Origin of the sequence: Streptomyces sp. NPDC091287 (assembly GCF_044768525.1) — a bacterium.
In the GTDB taxonomy this organism is placed as follows: domain Bacteria; phylum Actinomycetota; class Actinomycetes; order Streptomycetales; family Streptomycetaceae; genus Streptomyces.
Genome location: NZ_JBIVUV010000017.1, coordinates 204,970 through 227,476, shown reverse-complemented (window position 1 = coordinate 227,476; position 22,507 = coordinate 204,970). Strand labels below are relative to the sequence as shown.

General features: G+C 71.5%; 20 protein-coding genes. 13 read left to right on the top strand and 7 right to left on the bottom strand.

Going from position 1 to position 22,507, the window contains the following annotated elements:
• Positions 1–211: 211 nt before the first annotated feature.
• The 3 genes from ACIQRW_RS27855 to ACIQRW_RS27845 all read right to left on the bottom strand — a co-directional run bounded on the left by ACIQRW_RS27855 (position 212) and on the right by ACIQRW_RS27845 (position 1,991).
• Complete coding sequence (locus ACIQRW_RS27855; protein WP_403765101.1) at positions 212–787, bottom strand: TerD family protein; 576 nt, start codon at positions 785–787, stop codon at positions 212–214.
• Positions 788–925: 138 nt separating this feature from the next.
• Entirely contained in the window at positions 926–1,384 is a 459-nt protein-coding gene (locus tag ACIQRW_RS27850; RefSeq protein WP_003969401.1) for a peroxiredoxin, read from the bottom strand.
• Between the two features lie 169 nt (positions 1,385–1,553).
• Complete coding sequence (locus tag ACIQRW_RS27845) at positions 1,554–1,991, bottom strand: DUF3052 domain-containing protein (protein ID WP_030585952.1); 438 nt, start codon at positions 1,989–1,991, stop codon at positions 1,554–1,556.
• A 497-nt stretch (positions 1,992–2,488) separates the two neighbouring features.
• Here ACIQRW_RS27845 and aceE point away from each other — a divergent pair, with 497 nt between their 5' ends.
• The gene (aceE, locus tag ACIQRW_RS27840) at positions 2,489–5,221 is read left to right on the top strand and encodes a pyruvate dehydrogenase (acetyl-transferring), homodimeric type (protein ID WP_403765099.1); all 2,733 of its coding nucleotides are present in this window, start codon (positions 2,489–2,491) and stop codon (positions 5,219–5,221) included.
• A 62-nt stretch (positions 5,222–5,283) separates the two neighbouring features.
• On the opposite strand, the gene ACIQRW_RS27835 is transcribed toward aceE, so the two are convergent.
• Both ACIQRW_RS27835 and ACIQRW_RS27830 read right to left on the bottom strand, forming a co-directional pair.
• Complete coding sequence (locus tag ACIQRW_RS27835) at positions 5,284–5,688, bottom strand: peptidase inhibitor family I36 protein (protein WP_403765098.1); 405 nt, start codon at positions 5,686–5,688, stop codon at positions 5,284–5,286.
• Positions 5,689–5,865: 177 nt separating this feature from the next.
• Positions 5,866–7,362, bottom strand: a complete 1,497-nt coding sequence (locus ACIQRW_RS27830; protein WP_403765107.1) for an MFS transporter — start codon at positions 7,360–7,362, stop codon at positions 5,866–5,868.
• A 250-nt stretch (positions 7,363–7,612) separates the two neighbouring features.
• On the opposite strand from ACIQRW_RS27830, the gene ACIQRW_RS27825 reads away from it, so the two are divergent.
• The 7 genes from ACIQRW_RS27825 to ACIQRW_RS27795 all read left to right on the top strand — a co-directional run bounded on the left by ACIQRW_RS27825 (position 7,613) and on the right by ACIQRW_RS27795 (position 15,443).
• Complete coding sequence (locus ACIQRW_RS27825) at positions 7,613–8,266, top strand: TetR family transcriptional regulator (protein ID WP_403765096.1); 654 nt, start codon at positions 7,613–7,615, stop codon at positions 8,264–8,266.
• Positions 8,267–8,440: 174 nt separating this feature from the next.
• Positions 8,441–9,649 (top strand): alpha/beta hydrolase, encoded by a 1,209-nt coding sequence (locus ACIQRW_RS27820; RefSeq protein WP_403765094.1) that lies wholly within the window; start codon positions 8,441–8,443, stop codon positions 9,647–9,649.
• Positions 9,650–9,735: 86 nt separating this feature from the next.
• Complete coding sequence (locus tag ACIQRW_RS27815) at positions 9,736–10,701, top strand: DUF4429 domain-containing protein (RefSeq protein WP_403765092.1); 966 nt, start codon at positions 9,736–9,738, stop codon at positions 10,699–10,701.
• 210 nt (positions 10,702–10,911) lie between these two features.
• Complete coding sequence (locus tag ACIQRW_RS27810) at positions 10,912–12,261, top strand: sensor histidine kinase (protein ID WP_403765090.1); 1,350 nt, start codon at positions 10,912–10,914, stop codon at positions 12,259–12,261.
• Positions 12,258–12,947, top strand: coding sequence for a response regulator (locus ACIQRW_RS27805; protein WP_403765088.1), 690 nt, complete (start codon positions 12,258–12,260; stop codon positions 12,945–12,947). Before ACIQRW_RS27810 ends, ACIQRW_RS27805 begins: the two co-directional genes overlap by 4 nt.
• A 139-nt stretch (positions 12,948–13,086) precedes the next feature.
• Positions 13,087–14,217 carry an alpha/beta hydrolase gene (locus tag ACIQRW_RS27800; protein WP_403765087.1) on the top strand — a complete coding sequence of 377 codons (1,131 nt, stop codon included), beginning with the start codon at positions 13,087–13,089 and terminating at the stop codon, positions 14,215–14,217.
• A complete protein-coding gene (locus tag ACIQRW_RS27795; RefSeq protein WP_403765085.1) occupies positions 14,214–15,443 on the top strand; it encodes an acyltransferase in 1,230 nt (409 codons plus the stop codon). Before ACIQRW_RS27800 ends, ACIQRW_RS27795 begins: the two co-directional genes overlap by 4 nt.
• A gap of 81 nt (positions 15,444–15,524) precedes the next feature.
• Here ACIQRW_RS27795 and ACIQRW_RS27790 read toward each other — a convergent pair whose 3' ends face one another.
• Together ACIQRW_RS27790 and ACIQRW_RS27785 are read right to left on the bottom strand one after the other, a co-directional pair.
• Positions 15,525–16,550, bottom strand: a complete 1,026-nt coding sequence (locus ACIQRW_RS27790) for an aldo/keto reductase (RefSeq protein WP_403765083.1) — start codon at positions 16,548–16,550, stop codon at positions 15,525–15,527.
• A complete protein-coding gene (locus tag ACIQRW_RS27785) occupies positions 16,550–17,050 on the bottom strand; it encodes a MerR family transcriptional regulator (protein WP_403765081.1) in 501 nt (166 codons plus the stop codon). Before ACIQRW_RS27785 ends, ACIQRW_RS27790 begins: the two co-directional genes overlap by 1 nt.
• A 199-nt stretch (positions 17,051–17,249) precedes the next feature.
• Here ACIQRW_RS27785 and ACIQRW_RS27780 point away from each other — a divergent pair, with 199 nt between their 5' ends.
• The 5 genes from ACIQRW_RS27780 to ACIQRW_RS27760 all read left to right on the top strand — a co-directional run bounded on the left by ACIQRW_RS27780 (position 17,250) and on the right by ACIQRW_RS27760 (position 22,493).
• On the top strand, positions 17,250–17,543 hold the full coding sequence (locus tag ACIQRW_RS27780; protein WP_403765080.1) for a small hydrophilic protein: 294 nt from the start codon (positions 17,250–17,252) through the stop codon (positions 17,541–17,543).
• Positions 17,533–18,957 carry an ATP-binding protein gene (locus ACIQRW_RS27775; protein ID WP_403765078.1) on the top strand — a complete coding sequence of 475 codons (1,425 nt, stop codon included), beginning with the start codon at positions 17,533–17,535 and terminating at the stop codon, positions 18,955–18,957. Before ACIQRW_RS27780 ends, ACIQRW_RS27775 begins: the two co-directional genes overlap by 11 nt.
• Complete coding sequence (locus ACIQRW_RS27770) at positions 18,954–19,613, top strand: response regulator transcription factor (protein ID WP_003969385.1); 660 nt, start codon at positions 18,954–18,956, stop codon at positions 19,611–19,613. The genes ACIQRW_RS27775 and ACIQRW_RS27770 overlap by 4 nt, the downstream gene beginning before the upstream one ends.
• 235 nt (positions 19,614–19,848) lie before the next feature.
• Positions 19,849–21,282 (top strand): SLC13 family permease, encoded by a 1,434-nt coding sequence (locus ACIQRW_RS27765; protein ID WP_403765076.1) that lies wholly within the window; start codon positions 19,849–19,851, stop codon positions 21,280–21,282.
• A complete protein-coding gene (locus tag ACIQRW_RS27760; RefSeq protein ID WP_403765074.1) occupies positions 21,279–22,493 on the top strand; it encodes a glycerate kinase in 1,215 nt (404 codons plus the stop codon). The genes ACIQRW_RS27765 and ACIQRW_RS27760 overlap by 4 nt, the downstream gene beginning before the upstream one ends.
• Positions 22,494–22,507 lie beyond the last annotated feature (14 nt).

Here is a 22,507-nt window from a genome sequence, read left to right as displayed (position 1 = left end):
GGCGGCGTCTGGTGCGTGCGATCGCAAGGCGGAGGGTCGCCCCGATACTGGATGTATCGGGGTGATCCCGACAACGCGGCGAGCGTGCGTGCCAGACGCCGCCGAGCAGGCGGGACTTTCGAAACACGCCCTAGGTCCTGTCGTCGGACTCCCGCCTGCCCCCCTCCGGGCGACGACGGGAGTTCGACGACAGGACCTGGGCCCAGTGACGTCAGACGTTGACGCCGAAGTCCTGGGCGATGCCGCGCAGGCCGGAGGCGTACCCCTGGCCGATGGCGCGGAACTTCCACTCCGCGCCGTTGCGGTAGAGCTCGCCGAAGACCATCGCGGTCTCCGTCGAGGCGTCCTCGCTCAGGTCGTAGCGGGCGAGCTCGGTGTTGTCGGCCTGGTTGACCACGCGGATGTACGCGTTGCGGACCTGGCCGAAGCTCTGCTGGCGGCTCTCGGCCTCGTAGATCGAGACCGGGAAGACGATCTTGTCGACGTCGGCCGGCACTCCGGCCAGGTTCACCTTGACGACCTCGTCGTCGCCCTCGCCCTCACCGGTGAGGTTGTCACCGGTGTGCTCGACGGAGCCGTCGGGGCTCTTCAGGTTGTTGAAGAAGACGAAATTGCCGTCGGTGGCGACCTTGCCCTCGGCGTTCGCCAGCAGCGCGCTGGCGTCGAGGTCGAAGTCACCACCGGTGGTGGTGCGGGCGTCCCAGCCCAGACCGACGATGACCGCGGTCAGGTTGGGCGCGGCCTTGGTCAGCGAGACGTTGCCGCCCTTGCTGAGGCTGACTCCCACGAGTCCTCCAGTAGTTTTCTCAGGGGTCGGCAGACGCCGGCGTCCCCGTCGTTCATTGGCATCGGATCAACGAGTGGATCCTAGTGACCGGTTCCCGGCCAAAACAGGCTTTTGACCGGGCGTCGCCAGGAGATCGTCTCAGAGCGCTTCGAGCGCCTTGACGTAGTCGTTCAGGTCACGGGCGTCCGGGAGGCCGTTCACGACGCTCCAGCGGACGACGCCCGCCTTGTCGATGACGAAGGTGCCGCGCACCGCGCAACCCTTGTCCTCGTCGAAGACGCCGTACGCCCGCGAGGTCTCCCCGTGCGGCCAGAAGTCGGACAGCAGCGGGTACTCCAGGCCCTCCTGCTCGGCGAAGACGCGCAGGGTGTGGATGGAGTCGTTGGAGACGGCGAGGAGCTGGGTGCCCTCGTTCTCGAAGCGGGGCAGCTCGTCGCGGAGCGCGCACAGCTCGCCGGTGCAGACGCCGGTGAAGGCGAACGGGTAGAACACCAGCACCACGTTCTTCTCACCGCGGAACTCCGAGAGCCGCACGGTCCGGCCGTGGTTGTCCTTGAGCTGGAAGTCCGGGGCCTGACTGCCGACCTCGATCGTCATGGAAACACGTGTCCCTTCGCCGCTTCTCCGCATCCCGGGCCGGGTCCGTCCGGGTGACACCCACCCTACGCAGGGGCCCCGGGCCGGTCCCGGAGGGGCCGTGGACGCACGAAAGCCCTCACGGGCGCGGTGTGCGCCCGTGAGGGCCCCGGATGGTGCGAAATGTGGTTCAGCGCTTGGCCTTGGCCCCCTTGGGGGTGACCAGACGGCTGCCCGTCCAGTCCTTGCCCGCGCTGATGCTCTTGGTCTGGGCGAGACCGGCTGTCTGGGCAGCCTCATTGATGTCGCTCGGTTCGACGTATCCGTCACGGCCGGTCTTCGGCGTCATCAGCCAGACCGTACCGCCGTCCTCGATCAGACCAATGGCATCCACCAGCGCGTCCGTAAGGTCGCCGTCCTCGTCGCGGAACCAGAGCAGGACGACGTCTGCGACGTCGTCGTACTCCTCGTCGACGAGTTCCTGGCCGGTAGTGGCCTCAATGCCCTCACGGAGCTCCAGCTCGACGTCTTCGTCGTAGCCGATCTCCTGGACCACTTGTCCGGGCTCGAACCCCAGGCGTGCTGCCGGGTTGGTTCGCTCCTCCGCGTGGTCCGCGGTCGCGCTCACGGGTTGCCTCCTGATCATGTCTTCGGAAAATGCTGCAGCCACGCGCGTGCGCGGGGCGTTGGCCGTAGTCCACACGGGCTCGGCGAATCGCGCAAGTACCCAGCGTGCGAGACCGCCTATACGGTGACGTTCCCTGCCACGTCGCCGCAAGTTCCGGCATGTCTCTCCGGCGGCTTCCCGGGGTCTCCCCGGGTCGCTCCATCCGTTTACGTCCTTCCTCAGCTTATGCGGTTTCGATCCACCAATCGGATTCGAACAGCCTTTGGGAACGCTTGGACGCCTTGGGCGTAAGGTTGCGGTTTGCCCGTACCCAGTCACGTACTGCCCACACGCGTGCCCCGTGGACGCGTTATCGGCACCTTGGGGTTACCCCACGGTAGAGATGACGTTCGGGCCCTCGCGGTAGCACGATGGAGGCGGCGCACCCAGAGTTGTCCCCGGGGGCGTGTTCCCCGTAGCAGGCCCCGTAGAGCACCACCGAACAGCGAAGGAACAGTGTGGCTTCCGGATCCGATCGCAACCCGATCATCATTGGCGGCCTTCCGAGCCAGGTCCCGGATTTCGATCCTGAGGAGACCCGGGAATGGCTCGACTCCCTCGACGCCGCCGTCGACGAGCGCGGCCGAGAGCGGGCCCGCTATCTGATGCTCCGGCTCATCGAGCGCGCGCGGGAGAAGCGCGTCGCGGTGCCGGAGATGCGCAGCACGGACTACGTGAACACGATCGCCACGAAGGACGAGCCGTTCTTCCCCGGCGACGAGGAGATCGAACGCAAGGTCCTCAACGCGACGCGCTGGAACGCCGCGGTGATGGTCTCGCGGGCCCAGCGTCCCGGGATCGGCGTCGGCGGCCACATCGCCACGTTCGCTTCCTCCGCCTCGCTGTACGACGTGGGCTTCAACCACTTCTTCCGGGGCAAGGACCAGGGCGACGGCGGCGACCAGATCTTCTTCCAGGGGCACGCGTCCCCGGGGATCTACGCCCGCGCGTTCCTGCTGGACCGGCTGAGCGAGGCGCAGCTCGACGCGTTCCGCCAGGAGAAGTCGAAGGCTCCGAACGGGCTGTCCAGCTATCCGCACCCTCGGCTGATGCCGGACTTCTGGGAGTTCCCGACCGTCTCGATGGGCCTCGGTCCGCTCGGCGCGATCTACCAGGCGCGGATGAACCGCTACATGGAGGCGCGCGGCATCGCCGACACCTCCAAGTCGCACGTGTGGGCCTATCTGGGCGACGGCGAGATGGACGAGCCGGAGTCCCTGGGCCAGCTGTCCATCGCGGCCCGTGAGGGCCTGGACAACCTGACCTTCGTGGTCAACTGCAACCTCCAGCGGCTCGACGGCCCGGTGCGCGGCAACGGGAAGATCATCCAGGAGCTGGAGTCGCAGTTCCGGGGCGCCGGCTGGAACGTCATCAAGCTGGTCTGGGACCGTTCCTGGGACCCGCTGCTGGCGCAGGACCGCACGGGCATCCTGGTCAACAGGCTGAACACCACGCCGGACGGCCAGTTCCAGACGTACGCCACCGAGACCGGTGAGTACATCCGCGAGCACTTCTTCGGCGACGACCCGCGGCTGCGGGACATGGTCAAGGACATGACCGACCAGCAGATCCTGCACCTGGGCCGCGGCGGTCACGACCACCGCAAGGTCTACGCGGCCTACGCGGCGGCCAAGGCGCACAAGGGCCAGCCGACGGTGATCCTGGCGCAGACGGTCAAGGGCTGGACGCTGGGGCCGAACTTCGAGGGCCGCAACGCGACCCACCAGATGAAGAAGCTCACGGTCGAGGACCTCAAGCGCTTCCGGGACCGGCTGCACATCCCGATCACGGACAAGCAGCTGGACGAGGGCTACCCGCCCTACTACCACCCGGGTCGTGACTCGGAGGAGATCCAGTACATGCACGACCGCCGCCAGGGTCTGGGCGGTTACGTCCCGACCCGTGTGGTGCGTGCGAAGCCGCTTCCGCAGCCCGAGGACAAGACGTACGCGGCTGCGAAGAAGGGTTCGGGTACGCAGTCGATCGCCACCACCATGGCGTTCGTCCGCGTCCTGAAGGACCTCATGCGGGACAAGGAGATCGGCAAGCGTTTCGTACTGATCGCCCCCGATGAGTACCGCACCTTCGGCATGGACGCGTTCTTCCCGAGTGCGAAGATCTACAATCCGCTCGGCCAGCAGTACGAGGCGGTCGACCGCGATCTGCTGCTCGCGTACAAGGAGTCCCCGACGGGTCAGATGCTGCACGACGGCATCTCCGAGGCGGGCTGCACGGCCTCGCTGATCGCGGCCGGCTCGGCGTACGCCACGCACGGCGAGCCGCTGATCCCGGTGTACGTCTTCTACTCGATGTTCGGGTTCCAGCGCACCGGCGACCAGTTCTGGCAGATGGCCGACCAGCTCGCGCGCGGCTTCGTGCTCGGCGCGACCGCCGGCCGTACGACGCTCACCGGTGAGGGCCTCCAGCACGCGGACGGCCACTCGCAGCTGCTCGCCTCGACGAACCCGGGCTGTGTCGCGTACGACCCGGCCTACGGGTTCGAGATCGCGCACATCATGAAGGACGGGCTGCGCCGGATGTACGGCGAGGCGAACGAGGACGTCTTCTACTACCTCACCGTCTACAACGAGCCGATCCAGCACCCGGCCGAGCCGGAGAACGTGGACGTCGAGGGCATCCTCAAGGGCATCCACCGCTTCAGCACCGGTGAGAAGGGCGAGATCCCAGCCCAGATCATGGCGTCCGGTGTGGCGGTCCCCTGGGCCCTGGAGGCGCAGAAGATCCTCGCGGACGAGTGGAACGTCAAGGCGGACGTCTGGTCGGCGACCTCCTGGAACGAGCTGCGCCGCGAGGCGGTGGACGTCGAGCGCTACAACCTCCTGCACCCGGAGGAGGAGCAGCGCGTCCCGTACGTGACCAGGAAGCTCGAAGCGGCGCCGGGCCCGTTCGTGGCGGTCTCGGACTGGATGCGTTCGGTCCCGGACCAGATCGCGCGCTGGGTGCCGGGCGCCTACCAGTCGCTGGGCGCGGACGGCTTCGGCTTCGCGGACACCCGGGGTGCGGCCCGCCGGTTCTTCCACATCGACGCGCAGTCGATCGTGCTGGCGGTCCTCACCGAGCTGGCCAAGGAGGGCAAGATCGACCGGTCGGCCCTGAAGACGGCGGTGGACCGCTACGAGCTCCTGGACGTGGCCGCGGCCGATCCGGGCGCGGCGGGCGGCGACGCGTAATCAAGGACGGTCGGGAGGGGCGGTGGCGCTGGAGCGTCGCCGCCCCTCCCGCGTGTCCGGGCTCAGTTCTCCCAGATCTTGAAGGCCCGTACCTGGTACGGGGAGCGGGGCGTCCAGGTGCCGCCGCCGGGGTACGTCTCGAACTCCCCCGTCTCCGCGCACTCGGCGGACTGGTAGGTGGTGACGGGCCGCCCGGTGCGGTTGGCGAGGGACTGGGCGTCGCCGCCCTTCGGCAGCGGGACGCAGCTCTCGATGTCCACGCCGGAGAGCTCGAACGTGTGGCGGGCCCCGGTGAAGTCGGGCTTCTTCCAGAGGCAGAGCCGGCCCGCCTCGCAGGTCCCGAGGGTGACTCCCGGGGACCGCTCGGGGGCCGCCGCCGCCCGGTCGTGGGCCAGGGCCTGGGGAACGAGCGCGGTGATGGCCAGGGCGGCCGCGAGAACGGTCGTACGGGTAACGGTCGTACGCATGATGGATCAACCCCCGTGGTTGGTCGGTGTTCGCTTCCGCCGCTCACTCTGTGTCACCGGGCGTGGTGTGCGGAAGGGGCGGCTGGGGGGCGCCACCCTGATAGGCGAGAGCCCCGCCGAAAGGATTCGGCGGGGCTCCGGCCTGCGCTGTGTTGACGACCTGCGCCGCTTCGGGCGTCAGATGTGGCCGACTCCGGCCCCCGCCTCGGCGTTCTCGCCGCGCTTGGTGAGGGTGGCGACGAAGGCGGCGACCACGGCGACGCTGCCCGCGACCGTGAAGGCCAGGCCCATGCCGGACATGAACGTGTCGTGGATGACCTTGCCGATGCCGTCGATGACGTCCGGCGTCATACCGGGAGCCTTGGCGAGCTCGTCAACCGGGACTATGCCGAACTCGGCGGCCTCCTCCAGCTTCGGGTCGGGTGCGCCGGGCAGGCCCGCGCCCGCCCAGTTGTCCGCGAACTCGGAGCTGACCTTGGAGGACATGACCGCTCCGAGGACGGCGGTGCCGAGCGCGCCGCCGACCTGCATGGCGGCCTGCTGGAGACCGCCGGCCACGCCGGACAGCTCCATGGGCGCGTTGCCGACGATGACCTCGGTCGCGCCGACCATGACCGGGGCGAGCCCGCAGCCGAGCAGGGCGAACCAGAGGGACATCGCGAAGGTGCCGGTGGAGTCGCTGAGCGTGGTCATACCGAACATCGCGGTGGCCGTGCAGACCATGCCGCCGACCAGCGGGACGCGGGGGCCGAACTTGGTGATCAGCAGGCCGGCGACCGGCGAGGAGACGATCATCATGGCGGTCAGCGGCAGCAGGTGCAGACCGCTGTCGACCGGGCTGAGGCCGTGGACGCCCTGGAGGAAGAACGTCACGAAGAAGAGACCGCCCATGAAGGCGAAGGCCATCAGCATCATGAGGACGACACCGGCCGTCAACGGGACGGAACGGAACATCCCCAGCGGAACGAGCGGTTCCTTGACCTTGGTCTCCCAGAGGCCGAAGGCGACGAAGAGCAGGATCGCGAGGCCGAGCCACGCCCAGGTGCGGCCGTCGCCCCAGCCCCAGGACTCACCGGCCTTGATGATGCCCCAGATGAGGGAGAACATCGCGCCCGAGAGCAGCACGATGCCGAGGACGTCGAAGGAGCGTGGCGCGTTGGCGGCGCGGTGGTCCTTGAGGATCACCAGGCCGAAGATGAGCGCGACGACGCCGACCGGCACGTTGATGAAGAAGACCGACTGCCAGCTGACGTGCTCGACGAGCAGACCGCCGACGATCGGACCGCCCGCGGTGGACGCTCCGATGACCATGCCCCAGATGCCGATCGCCATGTTCAGCTTCTCGGCGGGGAAGGTGGCGCGCAGCAGGCCCAGGGCGGCCGGCATCAGCAGGGCGCCGAAGAGGCCCTGGAGCACACGGAAGAGAACGACCAGGACGATCTCTTGGGAGAAACCGATCGCGGCGGAGGAGACCGCGAATCCCGCGATACCGATCAGGAAGGTCTGACGGTGGCCGAAGCGGTCGCCCAGCTTGCCCGCGGTGATCAGGGCGACGGCGAGCGCCAGGAGATAGCCGTTGGTGATCCACTGGACGTCGGCGAGCGACGCGTTGAGGTCTTTCTTGATCGCGGGGTTCGCGATGGCGACGATGGTGCCGTCGAGGGCGACCATCATCACGCCGAGGGCGACGGCGAAGAGGGTCAGCCAGGGGTGGCCGCGAAGCCCCTTGACCGGGGCGGGTTCTGCGTTGTCTTCGGGCTCCCGCGGCGCCTTCTCGACGGTGGTCTGACTAGTCATACGGGGAGACTAATGACAGCCACTGACAGTTGACAAACCAATTCACAAGTCAGTAACTGTCACGTAGCTCACACGTAGCGCACAGGTATGCTGAGCTGGACAAACACGGGAAAAGAGGGACCGGTACGTGACCGACGGGCAGACAGTCGAGCCCCGAGCCGGACTGCGTGAACGCAAGAAACAGCGCACCCGGGACGCCCTGGTACGCGCCTCCCTCGAACTGTTCACCACCCAGGGGTACGAACGCACCACCGTCGACGAGATCGTCGACGCCGTGGAGGTCTCCCAGCGCACCTTCTTCCGCTACTTCGCGAGCAAGGAGGACGCCACCTTCGCCGTGCAGGAGATGGTCGAGTCCCGGTTCATCGAGGAACTACGCCGCCGCCCCGCGGGCGAAGCCCCCTTCGAGGCCATGCGCCGTGCGGTGCTGTGCGCGTGGAACAGCATCGGCGAGGCGATCGAGGAGGTCGTCACCGTCGATCTCCATATGCGGACCTACCAGATGATCGAGTCGACCCCGTCCCTGCTCGCCGCCCACATGCGGCGCGGGGTCGCCCTGGAGAACCAGATCGCCCTGCTGATCGCGGAGCGCGAAGGGCTCGACGTGGAGCGGGACCCCCGCCCGCGGGTGGCCGTCGCCGCGTTCTCCGGGGTGATGCGGGTGACCGGTCAGCTGTGGGGGCGGGGGCTCGACCCGAGCGTGGAGGCGCTGCGCGACCTGACCGAGGAGTATCTCGACCAGCTCGCCCCGGCCCTCGCCCGGGACTGGCGCCGGGAGTAGCGACTCCGGTTCGGCCGTCGGGAGTGGCGCGGTTCCGGAACGGGCCTCGGGAGTAGCGCGGCCACAGGGCGGTGGTGACCCTGTGTGAGAAATCCGTGATGAATCCTTCGCGGACGGGTGATGTACCTCACCCGAATCACGGTGGTCGGCACGCGTCTCCTAGGGTGTGGCGCAGTGACTTCCTTCGACACCTCACCCACGTTGACCGCATGGCGCGCTCTGCTCGCCGTGGCGGTGGTGTTCGTGATGCTGGCGACGACGGGCTGGAGCGCCGTCCGCGATCAGCACTCCGACGGGCCACGCGAGCTCGCGCTCGCCTCCTGGGCGAGGGACCGGATAGTCGGCCGCTCGCTGCCGGACGCCGACGCTCCCGCCTACCGGCTGGCCCACTTCTTCGCCACCCTCACCTCGGGACAGCAGATCGCCCTCGCGGGCAAGTACCCGTCGGTGGTGGGGAATCTGAACGGCGCTCCGGTCACCCTGCGCTACCACGCCAACCGGGTGGCCCTCAGACAGGCCGTGGCCGTGGAGGAGACGCGGGCGCACGACGAGAAGCTCTCGCCGGACGGGCGCGGTGAGGCGGAGGCCCGTCTCGACCGGTTCCGGTCGATGCTCACGGGCCAACGCCAGATCCTGGCCTTCGATCCCTCCGGGAAGGGCCGTGCGGCCGAGGTGTTCGGGAATCTCGACCGGGCCGCCCGGGTCTCCGTCGTCGTCCCGGGTGTCGACACCCATCTGCTGACCCTGGAGCGCGGCACTCGCGCGTACCGGGCCCCCGTCGGCATGGCCAAGTCCCTGTACAAGGCGGAGCGCTCGGCCTCCCCGGGCACCCGTACGGCCGTCATCGCGTGGGCCGACTACACCGCCCCGGCCGGCCTCGGCATGGACGCGGCGCTGGGCGGGCTCGCGGCGAACGGCGCGATCCGGCTGAACGCGATGGTCGGCGCGCTGCCCGGCACCTCGCAGGTCTCGCTCTTCTGCCACAGCTACGGCTCCGTGGTGTGCGGGGTGGCCGCGCACCGGGCCCACGACCGGGTGGCCGACATCGCGGTCGCGGGCAGCCCCGGTATGCGGGCCGCCAGCGCCGGGCAGCTGGAGACCGGTGCCCGGATCTGGGCGACGCGGGACGGGGACGACTGGATCGGGGACGTACCCCATCTGGAGTTCGGCGGGATCGGTCACGGGGCCGATCCGGTCGACCCGGCCTTCGGCGCGCGGATCGTCTCGGCGGCCGGCGCCGCCGGGCACAGCGGCTACTTCGAACCGGGCACCGAGAGCCTGGACAACTTCGCCGCGATCGGCGTCGGTGCGTACGGATCGGTCAGCTGCGCGAGTGCCGGCAGCGCCTGCCACAGCGGTATTTCCGGCGAGCGGGACGGCTGACGCGCGTAGAGGTCGGTGTCGGGCGGATTAATTGGGACTTGCACCGAGGGGGGACGCGGGCGACTGTGCCGCATACGATGAGGCACATGGGTGATGTGCTGGCCGGAATTCATGCCACCTGGGAGTTCGACACCGACTCCGTGCTCATCCGCTTCGAACGGGGCATCCGCACACCGAAGCTCTTCCAGAGCCTGCGGGAACGCCGCATCCCGTATGCGGCCCTGTCGTCGGTGACGCTGACCCCCGGCAAGCGGGGCACGGTGGTTCTGCGTGCCGTGCCGAGAGCGGGTGCCGATCCTCTGGTGGAGGCTGCCTCCGGGCAGCTCAAGGAGGGGTGCGACCCCTATCGCCTGGTGCTTCCGGCGGAGCGGGAGGTGCTCGCCGAGTACTACGCGGACGAGCTGCGGGCCCTGCTGGACCCGGCGTCCGGCGAGAGCGCCGACCGCTTCCTGGTGGCGGCCCCCGAGGCCCCGATGAACTTCAAGGCGTACGACGGCCGGGCCAGCTTCGACGGCGAGCGGATCTCCTTCCGGTGGTCCTGGACCGGGGCCTCCAGCGCCAAGTGGAAGGCCGGCGACCAGAGCTTCCGGGTGAGCGAACTGGCCGGAATCGTATGGCGCTCGCCCGAGGCGCTGGACGGCTATCTGCGTCTGGTGCCCCGCGCGGCGGCCCCGGTCGACCACCGCACCGGCGGCAGCCTGGGCGATCTGCACGGTCCCGGCGGCTGCGGGGACGCGGACGGCGGGACGCCCGCGGGCGTGCCCGCCGAGCCGCCGGCCGCCACCGCGGACCAGGATCCGGCGGCCGTGCTGTTCGGCCTGGGCTACGGGCCGGTGCACGAGTCGCTGCCCTTCGCCGCCGCCGTCCTGGAATCCGTACGCCGGACCCAGCCCGCGCCCGCCGCCTCCGCCCCGGTCCTGGTGAACGCCGGGCGGCGCGATCCGGCGGACATCGCCGAGCGGATACATCACCTCGGCGAGCTGCATCAGGCCGGACTGGTGACGGACGCCGAGTACAGCGCGAAGAAGGCCCAACTGCTCGCGGAGCTGTGACCCCGGGCCCCGGGCCCCGCCGGGAGGGAACCCGTACCCCGGGCCCCCGCCGGGAGGGGACCCGTCCCCCGGGCCCGCGCCGGGCAGAGGACCCGACCCCCGGCCCGCGCCGGGAGGGGACCCCGTACCGGAGTATGAGGCGAACCCGCCGAGGGTCGCGACCCCGGTATGACGTCCCCGGGCCCACGGCCTGCCTAGGCTGACCGGGCCATGTCCACTTCCCCCGCCGGGCCCCCGCCGCCCGCCGACGGCCTGCTGAGCGCCGCCCGCCGCAATCTGCGCGAGCTCGCCCAGGGGCTGTCCCACGCGTCCCATCCGTCCACCCCGCTGCTGGCGGAAGCCCCGAAGCGGTGGCAGCGGCTGCTGCCGTACGTCGTGGTGCTCGCCCTGACCGCGACCTTCATCCCGGTCACCATCAACGTCCTGACCTCGCAGTACGGCGTGCCGGGCGCACTGGCCGGGGCGCTCGGGGTGGCCCAGTCCGCCCCCCTGCTGATGCTGGCCCACCGGCCTCTCCAGGCCTGGTGGATCATCTTCCCCGCCGACATCGTGGGCGCGCTGGTGCTGCTGGCGCACCCCGACGAGCGGCATGACGTCTGGCCGTGGATCCCCCCGGTGCTGGTCGCGTACCTCTTCCTGCTGCTGGCCCTCGGTCTGCGCGAGACACGGCGGACCGTGGTCGGCGTCTGGCTGGCGACGGGCGCGGTCGGGCTTGTGCTGCATCTGATCGCGCCGGCGGACCGCAACACCGGCAGCGCCCTGCTGCTGCCGATCCTCGGCGCGGTGGTCCTCGTGATCGGTGGTGCCGTACGGGAGCGGAGCGAGGCGACGCGGCGGCTGGCCGAACAGGAGACGATCAGCGAGGCGGAGCGGGCGCAGCGCACGCTGCTGGAGGAGCGGACAAGGATCGCCCGTGAGCTGCACGACGTGGTCGCGCACCACATGTCGGTGATCACCGTGCAGGCCGACTCCGCGCCGTACCGGATCTCCGGGCTCTCGGAGCCGGCGCAGGAGGAGTTCGCCTCGATCGCGGCGGCCGCGCGGGAGTCCCTCGGTGAGATGCGACGGCTGCTGTCGGTGCTGCGCAGCGACGGCACCGAGGGCGACCGGTCGCCGCAGCCGGGCCTCAGCCGGCTTCAGCAGCTGGTGGAGGCGACGGTTCGGGCCGGGCTGCCGGCGGAGCTGGCTCTGGCCGCGGAGCTGGGCGAGGTGCCGTCGGCGGTGGATCTGTCGGCGTACCGGATCGTGCAGGAGGCGCTGGCCAATGTGGTGCGGCACGCGCCGGGGGCCCGCACCCGGGTCCTCGTCGCGCCGGACAACGGCCACCTCCTTGTGCTGGTCGTCAACGGGCCCGCCGCCACGCGCGCTTCGCCGCTGGAGACGAGCGGGACCGGACACGGGCTGGTGGGGATGCGGGAGCGCGTACGGTTGACCGGCGGCACGCTGGACACCGGGCCGCTGCCCGACGGCGGGTTCCGGGTGGCCGCCCGGATGCCGCTGCCTCCGGCCGCGTCGCCGGTCGTGTCGCCGTCCGTTCCACCCCCTTCGGAGGACCTGTGACCATCCGCGTGATCATCGTCGACGACCAGGCCATGGTGCGGGCCGGCTTCGCGGCGCTGCTGGCGGCGCAGAGCGACATCGACGTGGTCGGCGAGGCGGCGGACGGCCGCCAGGGTGTCGACGTCAGCCGCAACCAGCACCCCGACGTCGTCCTGATGGACGTCCGGATGCCGGAGATGGACGGACTGGCCGCCGCGCGCGAGCTGCTGAACCCGCCGGTGGGGGTGGTGCACCGGCCGAAGGTCCTGATGCTCACCACGTTCGACGTCGACGACTACGTGTACGAGGCGCTGCGGGCCGGTGCGTCCGGGTTCCTGCTGAAGGACGCCCCGCCCGCCGATCTGATCGCGGCGGTACGGGTGGTGGCGGCCGGGGACGCGCTGCTCGCGCCCTCGGTGACCCGGCGGCTGATCGCGGACTTCGCGGCGCAGCGGCCCTCCGGGGCGACGCGCGGTGGCCAGGCGCTCCGGCTGAACGGGCTGACCCCGCGCGAGAGCGAGGTGCTGGAGCTGATCGCCCGGGGGCTGTCGAACCAGGAGATCGCGGCGCGTCTGGTGCTGGCCGAGCAGACCGTCAAGACGCACATCGGGCGGGTGCTGGCCAAGCTGGACCTGCGGGACCGGGCGCAGGCGGTGATCTTCGCGTACGAGTCGGGGCTGGTGACTCCGGGGGACGCGGGGGCGTAGGCACCCGCAGGACCTGGCCCACCCCCTACCCCGGTATCACCTCGTAGTTGGCCCTCCGGTGTGACGCCTCGTCACCCGTCCTCTTCCTACCTTCCTCCCGGTCGCACCGGTCGGTGCGGATCCGGAGAGGGAGGGCACGATGCGTCGATACGCGAGGACCCTGGTCGCGTTCGCACTGGCCACCAGTGTGGTGGCGGGGACCGCGGGCTGGGTTTCGGGAGATGCGCAGCAGGCGCTGACCGGGCCGCCGCCTGGCAGTGCGCAGTGGCGGGCGGACCGGGCGCTGGGGGCGGTGCTGCCGGATCCGGAGCGTGCCACGCCCGGCGAAGTCGCCGCGTTCTTCGCGGGGTTGAGCGCCGACGAGCGGCAACTCCTGCTCATACGCCATCCGTCCGTCGTGGGGAATCTCGACGGGGCGCCCCTCGAACTGCGCTACCGCGCCAACTCCCTCGCGCTGTCCGCCGAGGACGACCCCCGCTACCACTCGCTCGCCGCCTCCGGCCGCCAGGTCCTCGCGTTCGACCCGCGCGGATGCGGCCAGGTCGCCGAGGTCTTCGGGGACCTGCGGACGGCGCGCCGGGTCTCGGTGGTGGTGCCGGGGTCCGACAACGACGCCGGGACCTTCGACCGGAAGGTCGCGAGCCACGGGGCCCCGGCCGGCATGGCCAGGACCCTGCACACCGCGGCCGGTCCGGGGACCGCGGTCATCGCCTGGGTCGGGTACACCACCCCGGTGGGGGTCGGCATCGACGCGGCCACCGGCGGCCTCGCGGAGGCGGGGGCCGGGCGGCTGACCCGGTTCGCGGAGGGCCTGACGGCGGACGGGCTGCCCGCGCCGGCCGTGTTCTGCCACAGCTACGGCTCGGTGGTCTGCGGCCTGGCCGCGCACCGCCTCCCCGCCACCGACCTGGTGGTCCTCGGCTCCCCCGGTATGCGCGCCGACGACGTGGGCGGGCTGCGGACGAGCGCCCGGGTCTGGGCGGCGAAGGACCCGACCGACTGGATAGACGACGTGCCGAACGTGCGCTTCGCGGGCCTCGGTCACGGGGCGGACCCGGCCGATCCGGCGTTCGGCGCCCGCCGTGTGCCGGCGGACGAGGCCCGGGGGCATGCCGGTTACTTCGAGCCCGGGACGGATTCGCTGCGGACCTTCGCCGCCATCGCGCGCGGCGACACGGCGGAAGCGGCCCCGGACGCGACAGAACCGGACCCGGCAGAAGCCGCCCTCGCGCTGGAAGCCGCCCCGGCCCTGGAAGGAGTGGCCCGATGAACGCCCTGCTGGAGAACGGCCGGCGGCTCGGGGCCCGTATCGACGCGTCCACCCCCGCCGACCGCGACCGGGCGATCGACGGCCTGCGGGCGCTGGCACTGCTCGCCGTGCCGCTCGGTCACTGGATGCTCGGCGGGTTCCGGCTGGACGCCGACGGCCTGCACAACGCGAGCCCGCTCTCGACGTTCGCCGGTCTCGCACCCGCGAGCTGGGTGCTCCAGATGCTGGGCATCTTCTTCCTCGTCGGGGGGTACGCCTCGGTGCTCTCCTTCCGCCGCCGGACCTCGACGACGGCCGCCTGGCTGGGCGGTCGGCTGGCCCGCCTCGGCCGGCCGGTGCTGGGGGTGACCGCCGTGTGGGCGGTGCTGCTCTCGGTGCTGTCCGCGCTGGGCGTGCCCGGCGACACCCTGCGTACGGGGTCGACGCTGGTGATCCAGCCGCTCTGGTTCGTCGGGGTGTACACCGTGGTCACGGCCCTCACCCCGGTCTGTGTCACGCTGGCGCGGAAGCTCGGCGGGTGGGCGGCGCTGCCGCTGCTGGCGTCGGTCGCGGTGGTGGACTTCCTGCGCTACGGGCCCTTCGCGGAGGCCGTGCCGTCCTGGCTGAGCATGCTCAACATCCTGCCCGGCTGGCTCTTCGCCTATCAGCTGGGCGTGTCCTGGGGCGAGGGGCGGATCGGGAGGCGCGGGGCCCGGCTGCTGCTGATCGGCGGCGGGGTGCTGTTCGCCGCGCTGCTCCTCGTCTTCCACTACCCGGCGTCGATGGTCGGAGTGCCGGGCGAGGCACGGACGAACTCGCATCCGCCGTCGCTGCTGGTGGTGGCACTGGCGGCGACGCAGAGCGGGGCGGCGATCCTGCTGCGCGACCGGCTCGGGCGGCTGTTGCGCAAGCCGCTGCTCTGGGCGCCGGTCGTGGTGATCAACCTGTCCGCGATGACGATCCTGTGCTGGCACCAGACCGCGATGCTGGCCGCCGCCGTACCGGCCTCGCTCGCCGGGGCGGGGACGGCCGTGGCGGGGCTGACGACCGCGCCGGACACGGTGGGCTGGATCCTCGCCCGGATCGCCTGGCTGCCGGTGTTCGCGGGGCTGCTGGTGCTGATCGCCCGGTACGCGCGCCGCTTCGATGCGCCGTGGCAGGCGGGCACCCGCGCCGCGAACGCCCGCCGCGCGCTGGCGGGGCTGCTCGCGGCGGGGTTCGCGGTGTTCGCGCTGCGGCTGGCGTGAGGGGTCTTCCGGGGGCGCGGCCCGGTCGCCATGGCGTTCATGAACGTCATGGACCGAGCGATGACCGCGTACGCCTCCCGGCTACTCCCGGGCTTCCGACGTCAAGCTCATGTCCGGGTACCGGTCCCCCGCCACCCGGCCCGCGATCGGCTCCAGCAGGGCCAGCTCCTCGGCCGTCAGCGTCAGCCCGGTCGCCGCCACGTTCTCGAGCAGGCGGCTCCGCTTACGGGTGCCGGGGATCGGGACCACGGTCAGTCCGTGCACCCGGGCCCGCTGCTGTACCCAGGCGAGGGCCACCTGGGCGGCGGTCGCCCCGTGCGCGGCGGCGATTTTGTGGACGGGCTCCAGCAGGGCCGCGTTGGTGCGGGCGTTGTCGCCGGTGAAGCGCGGCTGCTGCTTACGGAAATCGCCCTCGCCCAGGTCCTTGCCCGCGTCGGTGAAGGCCCCGGTGAGGAAGCCCCGGCCGAGCGGCGAGTACGGCACGAGGGTGACGCCCAGCTCCACCGCCGCACCGAGCGCGCTCTTCTCCACGTCCCGGCTGAAGAGGGACCATTCCGACTGGAGGGCGGCGATCGGGTGCACCGCGTGCGCTTCACGCAGCTCGGGACCCGTCACCTCGCTCAGCCCGATCTGCTTGATCTTGCCCTGCTGGATCAGCTCCGCCATCGCGCCGACCGATTCGGCGAACGGGACCGCCGGGTCGTGGCGGTGCATGTAGTAGAGGTCGATGACGTCCGTTTTCAGCCGGCGCAGGCTCGCTTCGACGGCGGTGCGGATGTACGCGGGGTCGTTGCTCACGCCCCGGTATCCGGGGCTGTCGGAGCGCACCAGCGCGAACTTGGTGGCGAGGGTGATCTCGTCCCGGTGGGCCCCGACGAACGACGCGAGGAACTCCTCGTTGGCCCCGCGCCCGTAGACGTCGGCGGTGTCGAAGAGCGTGACGCCGGCTTCCAGGGCCGCGTCCAGGGTGTCCCGGGCGGAGAGCTCATCGGTGTCGCCGTAGAACTCGCTCATGCCCATGCAGCCGAGGCCCTGGACGCCGACCCGCGGTCCGCCGTCGCCGCCCAGCTCGACGGTGGCGATCGTGTTCCTGTCGTTGTCGCTCATCAGGCGCTGTGCCTTTCCGGCGCCCTGCGGGCGCCAGCGTAGAACTCGATCTTGTGGTCGAGGACGGCGAGGGTGTCGTGGAGTTCCGCGATCCGCGTGATCACATCACGACGGGTCGCCTCCAGCAGTTCCTGCCGTGCCTCGAAGGTGGACGCGCCCTCGCGCAGCAGTTCCGCGTACCGCACCATGTCGGCGACGGGCATCCCGGTCAGCCGCAGCTTGCCGACGAAGGCCAGCCAGTCGAGGTCGCGGTTGCTGAAGCGGCGCTGGCCGGTGTGCGAGCGGTCGACGTGGGGCATGAGCCCGATGCGCTCGTACCAGCGCAGCGTGTGCGCGGTGAGTCCGGTGAAGGCGACGACCTCGCTGATCGTGTAGCTGTCCTTGCCCGCGGGGCGCGGGTGCGGCTTCGGGGCGGCCGCGCAGACGTCCACCGTCGGCGAGGGCGGCGGATGTGCGATTGTCGCGGGAGTGCTCCGGGAGGTTCCGTCGATCACCGTCATGCCCTCCACGCTAATTCCTTGGAGTGCACTCGAAGCAAGGGGGAACGTCTCGAAGCGAGGGGGAACGTCTCGAAGCGAGCGGGAACGGCGGGTCTCCCGAGCCGGGCGCTCCCACGGATGGACGGGGAGCGCATCGAAGATGAAGGATTGTTCATCTTCGCTTCATGTTCGTACCGTCCGGGACAGTCAGGGTGAATACATGGCTTTCTCACCTCGTCTGGCGGCCCTGGCAGCCGTCGTCGCCGTGCCCCTCGGCATAGCGGCCACCAGCTATGCCATGACCGACACCTCGGAAGCGCCGAAGGTGCCTCCCACCGTCCAACTGGAGGAGAGTCCGCGCGGCACACCGCCGCCCAGCGGTGTCACGTCGCCGACCGACGCCCCGACGCCGAGCGGCTCCTCCACTCCGTCCCGTACACCGGACAGCTCCGTCGTTCCGGGCCCCTCCGCGGCCGACGACGACGATGACGACGACTTCGGTGATGACGGTTAGCTTTCCGAGGATTTCCGCCCGGGTACGGATCCTGCTGTGGTTGCTGGTCGTGATGGCGGTCGCGCTGGGCGCGGTCGCCGTCACCGTGCGTTCGATCCTCCAGCGGGACGTGGACCACCGCATCAGTCAGCTGCTCACCCAGGAGACCGGCGAGTTCGCGAACTTCGTGCCGCAGGGGGTGGACCCGGACACCGGCGGCCGGTTCGACACCGCGGACAAGCTTCTCCGCGTCTATCTGCAACGGCAGTACGCGGACCCCGACGAGGAGTTGCTGGGCCTGACCGGTCCGCCCGGCGAACGCCCCGGCGTCATCCGGCAGCGCCGCGAACTGCCCCCGGACACCGCCCTGTGGCGGGACCGCGCCGCGATCGCCGAGATCCACGCCTCCAAGGACTCCTTCGGGACCCTGGACCGCCCGGGGGCCGAGGTGCGCTGGGCCAAGGTCGAGATCGGGCCGTCCGCGGGCCGGCAGCCCGGCGCGTTCGTCGTCGCCTTCCACCCGGAGCGCGAACGGGCCGTCGCCGACAAGACGTTCTGGACGCTGCTCGCCCTGTCCGGTGTGGCTCTGCTGATGACGACCGGGATCGGCTGGGCCGTCGCCGGACGCATCCTCGCGCCCGTCCGGATCGTCCGGATGACGGCGGCGGAACTGACCGAGCAGGACCTCACCCGGCGCATCCCCGTGGAGGGCCGGGACGACATCGCGGCCCTCGCCGAGACGTTCAACGCGATGCTCGACCGGCTGGAGCGGGCGTTCGCCGCGCAGCGGGTCTTCGTCGACGACGCCGGGCACGAGCTGCGCACCCCCATCACCATCGTCCGGGGCCACCTGGAGCTGATGGGCGACGACCCGGCGGACCGGGAGGAGACGGTGCGGCTGGTCACGGACGAGCTGGACCGGATGAGCCGTATCGTCGAGGACCTGCTGCTGCTCGCGGGGGCCGAGCGGCCCGACTTCGTCACCCCCGAACCCGTCCAGCTCGCGGAGCTGACCGCCGACGTGTACGTGAAGGTGCGGACCCTCGGCGACCGGGAGTGGCAGCTCGACGGCGTCGCGGACCTCGAAGTGCGCTTGGACGAGCAGCGGATGACCCAGGCGATGGTGCAGCTCGCGCAGAACGCCGTCCAGCACACCGTGCCCGGCCAGCGCATCCGGATCGGCTCGCGGGTCGAGGAGGACCGCGTCGAGCTGTACGTCGCCGACCACGGGCCCGGGATTCCGCCGGAGGACGCCGAGGTGATCTTCGAGCGGTTCCGCCGGGGGACGTCGCGGCGCGGGACCCGCACGAGCGGCGCGGGGCTCGGCCTCGCCATCGTCAAGGCCATCGCGGAGGGCCACCACGGCCGCGTCGAACTACGCCGGACCGAAGGCGGCGGAGCCACCTTCGTACTCACGCTGGAGACCGCCTCATGAACCGCATCCTGATCGCCGAGGACGAGGAGCGCATCGCCTCGTTCGTCCAGAAGGGGCTGCGCGCCAACGGCTTCACCACGGTCGTCGCCGAGGACGGGGACCTGGCGTTGGGCCACGCCCTGACCGGTGGGTTCGACCTGATGGTGCTCGACATCGGACTGCCGGGCCGGGACGGCTTCACCGTGCTGCGGGAGCTGCGCGAGGCCCGCGTCACGCTGCCGGTCATCGTGCTCACCGCCCGCGACTCCGTGCGGGACACGGTGGCCGGGCTCGAAGGCGGGGCCGACGACTGGATGACGAAGCCGTTCCGGTTCGAGGAGCTCCTCGCCCGGGTACGGCTGCGGCAGCGCACCGCCGCCCGCGCGCCCGAGGTCACCATGTTGCGCAGCGGCAGCCTCGCCCTGGACCTGCGGACGCGCCGGGCCCGCGCGGACGACCGGACGGTGGATCTGACGGCGCGCGAGTTCGTGCTCCTGGAGATGTTCCTGCGCCACCCCGGCCAGGTGCTGTCGCGCGAGCAGATCCTCTCCCATGTGTGGGGGTACGACTTCGACCCCGGCTCCAACATCGTGGACGTCTATGTGCGCGCGCTGCGCCGGAAGCTGGGCGCGGAGCGGCTGGAGACGATCCGGGGCATGGGCTACCGCCTGCCCTGAGCCCCGGCCTTGACCCCGGCCCCGGCCGGAGCCCCGTCCCCGCGTGCCCGGGGCGGGGCCGTTCGCTGTCCCGGGCCGCCCCGGGCCGGGGGTGAGCCGCGCGGATCCGCCCGGGCCGGGGGTGAGCCGCGCGGATCCGCCCGGGCCGGGGGGGAAAGCCGCGCGACGAACTTGATGAAAAGGCCTTCACCGGACGCTCATCAGGCGCTCACCGCGCCTTCAGAGGCTGTACAGCGTGCCTCTACCACTCCGGCAGACCGTCGGCCTCTGTGCCGTCCTCGGACTCTGCGCTCTCCTCGCCGTCCCCGGCGCCGCCCCCGGCCTCAGCGTCGACGGGCGGCTCTCCCTCGCCGTCTTCGCCCTGGCCACCGCAGCCTGGATCGCCACTCCGGTGGACGACGCCTACATCGCGCTCGGCGCGGGCCTGGCGCTGACGGTCACGGGGGTGATCAGCAGTGAGACCCTCTTCGCCACCCTGGGCGACGAGACGGTGTGGCTGCTGATCTGCGCCTTCGTCCTGGCTGCGGCCGTGACCCGGACCGGTCTGGCCGGCCGGGCCGCCGTCTTCCTGGTCGGCGGGGCCAGGACCGTGCGCCAGTTGGTGCACCTGACCACGGCCGGACTGGTCGTCACCGCGTTCGCCGTGCCGGCCACGTCGGGGCGTGCCGCCCTGGCGCTCCCCGTGTTCCTGGCACTGGCCGCCGCCCTGCGCGAGCGCGCCCGTCTGGTGGTGATGCTGGCGCTGCTCTTCCCCACGGTCATCCTGCTGTCGGCCGTCGCGACCCTGATCGGCGCGGGGGCGCACCTGATCACCGTCGGGGTGCTCTGGGAGCAGACCGGGGAGCAGCTGAGCTTCGTGCAGTGGCTCGTCCTCGGGCTGCCGCTGGCCGTCGTCTCCTCCCATCTCGCCGCCGAACTGGTGCTGTTGACGACGACCCGGCGGTCCGACCGCAAGGGGCCGGTCACGATCACGGCGGCGCAGATCCAGGAGCACTCCGAGACGGCGGTCGAGGGACCGTTCAGCCCGGCGGAGTCCCGGTGCCTGCTCCTGCTGGCGACGGTCGTCCTGCTGTGGTGCAGCGAGCCCCTGCACGGGGTGTCGCCCGCCGTGGTCGCGCTCATCGGCGCGCTGGTGGCGACCTCTCCGGCGCTGGGGACCGTGCGCTTCAAGGACGGTCTGCGGACGGTTCCCTGGCCGCTGCTGCTGTTCATGGCCGCCACCATGGCGATGGGCCTCGCCCTCTCCGACTCGGGCGCGGCCGACTGGCTGGTGGGCTGGATACCCCTGGGGGCGTCCACGCCCCCGTGGGTGTTCCTGACCGGAGTGGTCGTCGTCAGCACGGCCGCCCACCTGGCTCTCCAGTCGCGTTCCGCCCGGTCCTCCGTGCTGGTCCCGCTGGTGGTCGCGGCGGCGATCGGGGCCGGGGTCAACCCGGTCACGGCTGCGCTGGCCTCCACGGCCGCCGCCGGCTTCTGCCACACGCTGCCCTCCTCGGCCAAGCCGGTCGCGCTCTTCGCGGACGTGCCAGGCACTCCGACCTACACCCCGCGTGACCTGCTGCGGCTGTCCGCGTTCCTCGCCCCGCTCACCGCGGCCCTCGTCCTCACCTTCGCCCTCGCCGTCTGGCCTCTGCTCGGCGTGCCCGTTCTCCTGGAGACCCAGCCATGACCCTCCGCACCCGCCCCACCCACCGCATCGCCATCGCCCCCAGCGGTTTCAAGGAGTCCCTCTCGGCCGCCCGGGTGGCCGAGGCCATCGCCGTCGGCGTACGGCGCGTGATCCCCGACGCCGACCTCGACCTCATCCCGCTGGTGGACGGCGGCGAGGGCACGGCCGAGGCGCTGGCCCTGGCGAGCGGTGGCCGGCTGGTCGCGTGCACCGCGACGGGCCCGGTGGGCGAGCCGGTCGCCTCGCACTTCGCGCTGCTGGGCGGGCCGGGGCCGCTGACCGCCGTCGTGGAGATGGCCGCCGTCGCGGGCCTCGCCCTGGTGCCTCCGGGCCTGCGCCACCCGGGCGCGACCACCACGTACGGTGTCGGCGAGCTGATCCGGGCGGCCCTGGACGCGGGGGCCCGGCGCATCCTCGTCGGCTGCGGCGACTCCGGTACGTCGGACGGCGGCGCGGGCGCCCTCCAGGCGCTCGGGGCCCGGCTGACGGACCGGCACAGCCGTGAACTGCGCCGGGGCGGCGGGGCGTTGCACGAACTGGAGCGCGTCGACCCGTCCGGCCTCGACCCGAGGCTGGCCCGCACGGAACTGCTCGTGGCCTGCAACCCGTACAACGTGCTGTGCGGGAAGCGCGGGGTGGCCCGGGTGTTCGGGCCGCAGAAGGGGGCGACCCCGGCGGAGGTGGAGCTGCTCTCCGCCGGCCTGGAGCGGCTGGCCGACGTCCTCACCCGGGACCTCGCCCCGGCCTTCACCCCGATGTCCGGGGCCCCGGCCATCGACCTGCGCACCGCCCCCGGCACAGGCGCGTCCGGCGGCCTCGGGGCCGGACTGGCAGCGGTGGGGGCCCGTCTCCTCCCCCGTTACGACGTCCTGCTCGACGGCCTCGACCTCGACACCCGCCTCGCCCGCGCCGACTTCGTGATCACGGCGGAGGGGGCGCTCGACCACCAGACCGTACGGGGGAAGATCCCGGCGGAGGTCGCCCGGCGGGCGCACGCGTGCGGGGTGCCGGTCCTGGTGCTGGCCGGGACGATCGGGCCGGGCGCGCAGGACGTGCGGGCGGTGGGCGTGGACGCGTACAGCTCGATCCTGCCCGCGCCGATGACGCTGGTGGAGGCGATCGGCAGGAGCGGCGAGTTCCTGGCCGACGCCACGGAGCGCGCGATGCGGATCATGGCGCTCGGCACCCGGCTCGCCCCGCTGGCGGCATGAGACCCGACCTGCGA

Bases quoted from the DNA above. Each gene is read 5' to 3' on its own strand.
- ACIQRW_RS27850 (WP_003969401.1), bottom strand. From the start codon at position 1,384: ATGACGATCGAGGTCGGCAGTCAGGCCCCGGACTTCCAGCTCAAGGAC.
- ACIQRW_RS27835 (WP_403765098.1), bottom strand. From the start codon at position 5,688: ATGCGTACGACCGTTACCCGTACGACCGTTCTCGCGGCCGCCCTGGCC.
- ACIQRW_RS27830 (WP_403765107.1), bottom strand. From the start codon at position 7,362: ATGATGGTCGCCCTCGACGGCACCATCGTCGCCATCGCGAACCCCGCG.
- ACIQRW_RS27815 (WP_403765092.1), top strand. From the start codon at position 9,736: ATGGGTGATGTGCTGGCCGGAATTCATGCCACCTGGGAGTTCGACACC.
- ACIQRW_RS27810 (WP_403765090.1), top strand. From the start codon at position 10,912: ATGTCCACTTCCCCCGCCGGGCCCCCGCCGCCCGCCGACGGCCTGCTG.
- ACIQRW_RS27800 (WP_403765087.1), top strand. From the start codon at position 13,087: ATGCGTCGATACGCGAGGACCCTGGTCGCGTTCGCACTGGCCACCAGT.
- ACIQRW_RS27795 (WP_403765085.1), top strand. From the start codon at position 14,214: ATGAACGCCCTGCTGGAGAACGGCCGGCGGCTCGGGGCCCGTATCGAC.
- ACIQRW_RS27790 (WP_403765083.1), bottom strand. From the start codon at position 16,550: ATGAGCGACAACGACAGGAACACGATCGCCACCGTCGAGCTGGGCGGC.
- ACIQRW_RS27785 (WP_403765081.1), bottom strand. From the start codon at position 17,050: ATGACGGTGATCGACGGAACCTCCCGGAGCACTCCCGCGACAATCGCA.
- ACIQRW_RS27780 (WP_403765080.1), top strand. From the start codon at position 17,250: ATGGCTTTCTCACCTCGTCTGGCGGCCCTGGCAGCCGTCGTCGCCGTG.
- ACIQRW_RS27775 (WP_403765078.1), top strand. From the start codon at position 17,533: ATGACGGTTAGCTTTCCGAGGATTTCCGCCCGGGTACGGATCCTGCTG.
- ACIQRW_RS27770 (WP_003969385.1), top strand. From the start codon at position 18,954: ATGAACCGCATCCTGATCGCCGAGGACGAGGAGCGCATCGCCTCGTTC.
- ACIQRW_RS27760 (WP_403765074.1), top strand. From the start codon at position 21,279: ATGACCCTCCGCACCCGCCCCACCCACCGCATCGCCATCGCCCCCAGC.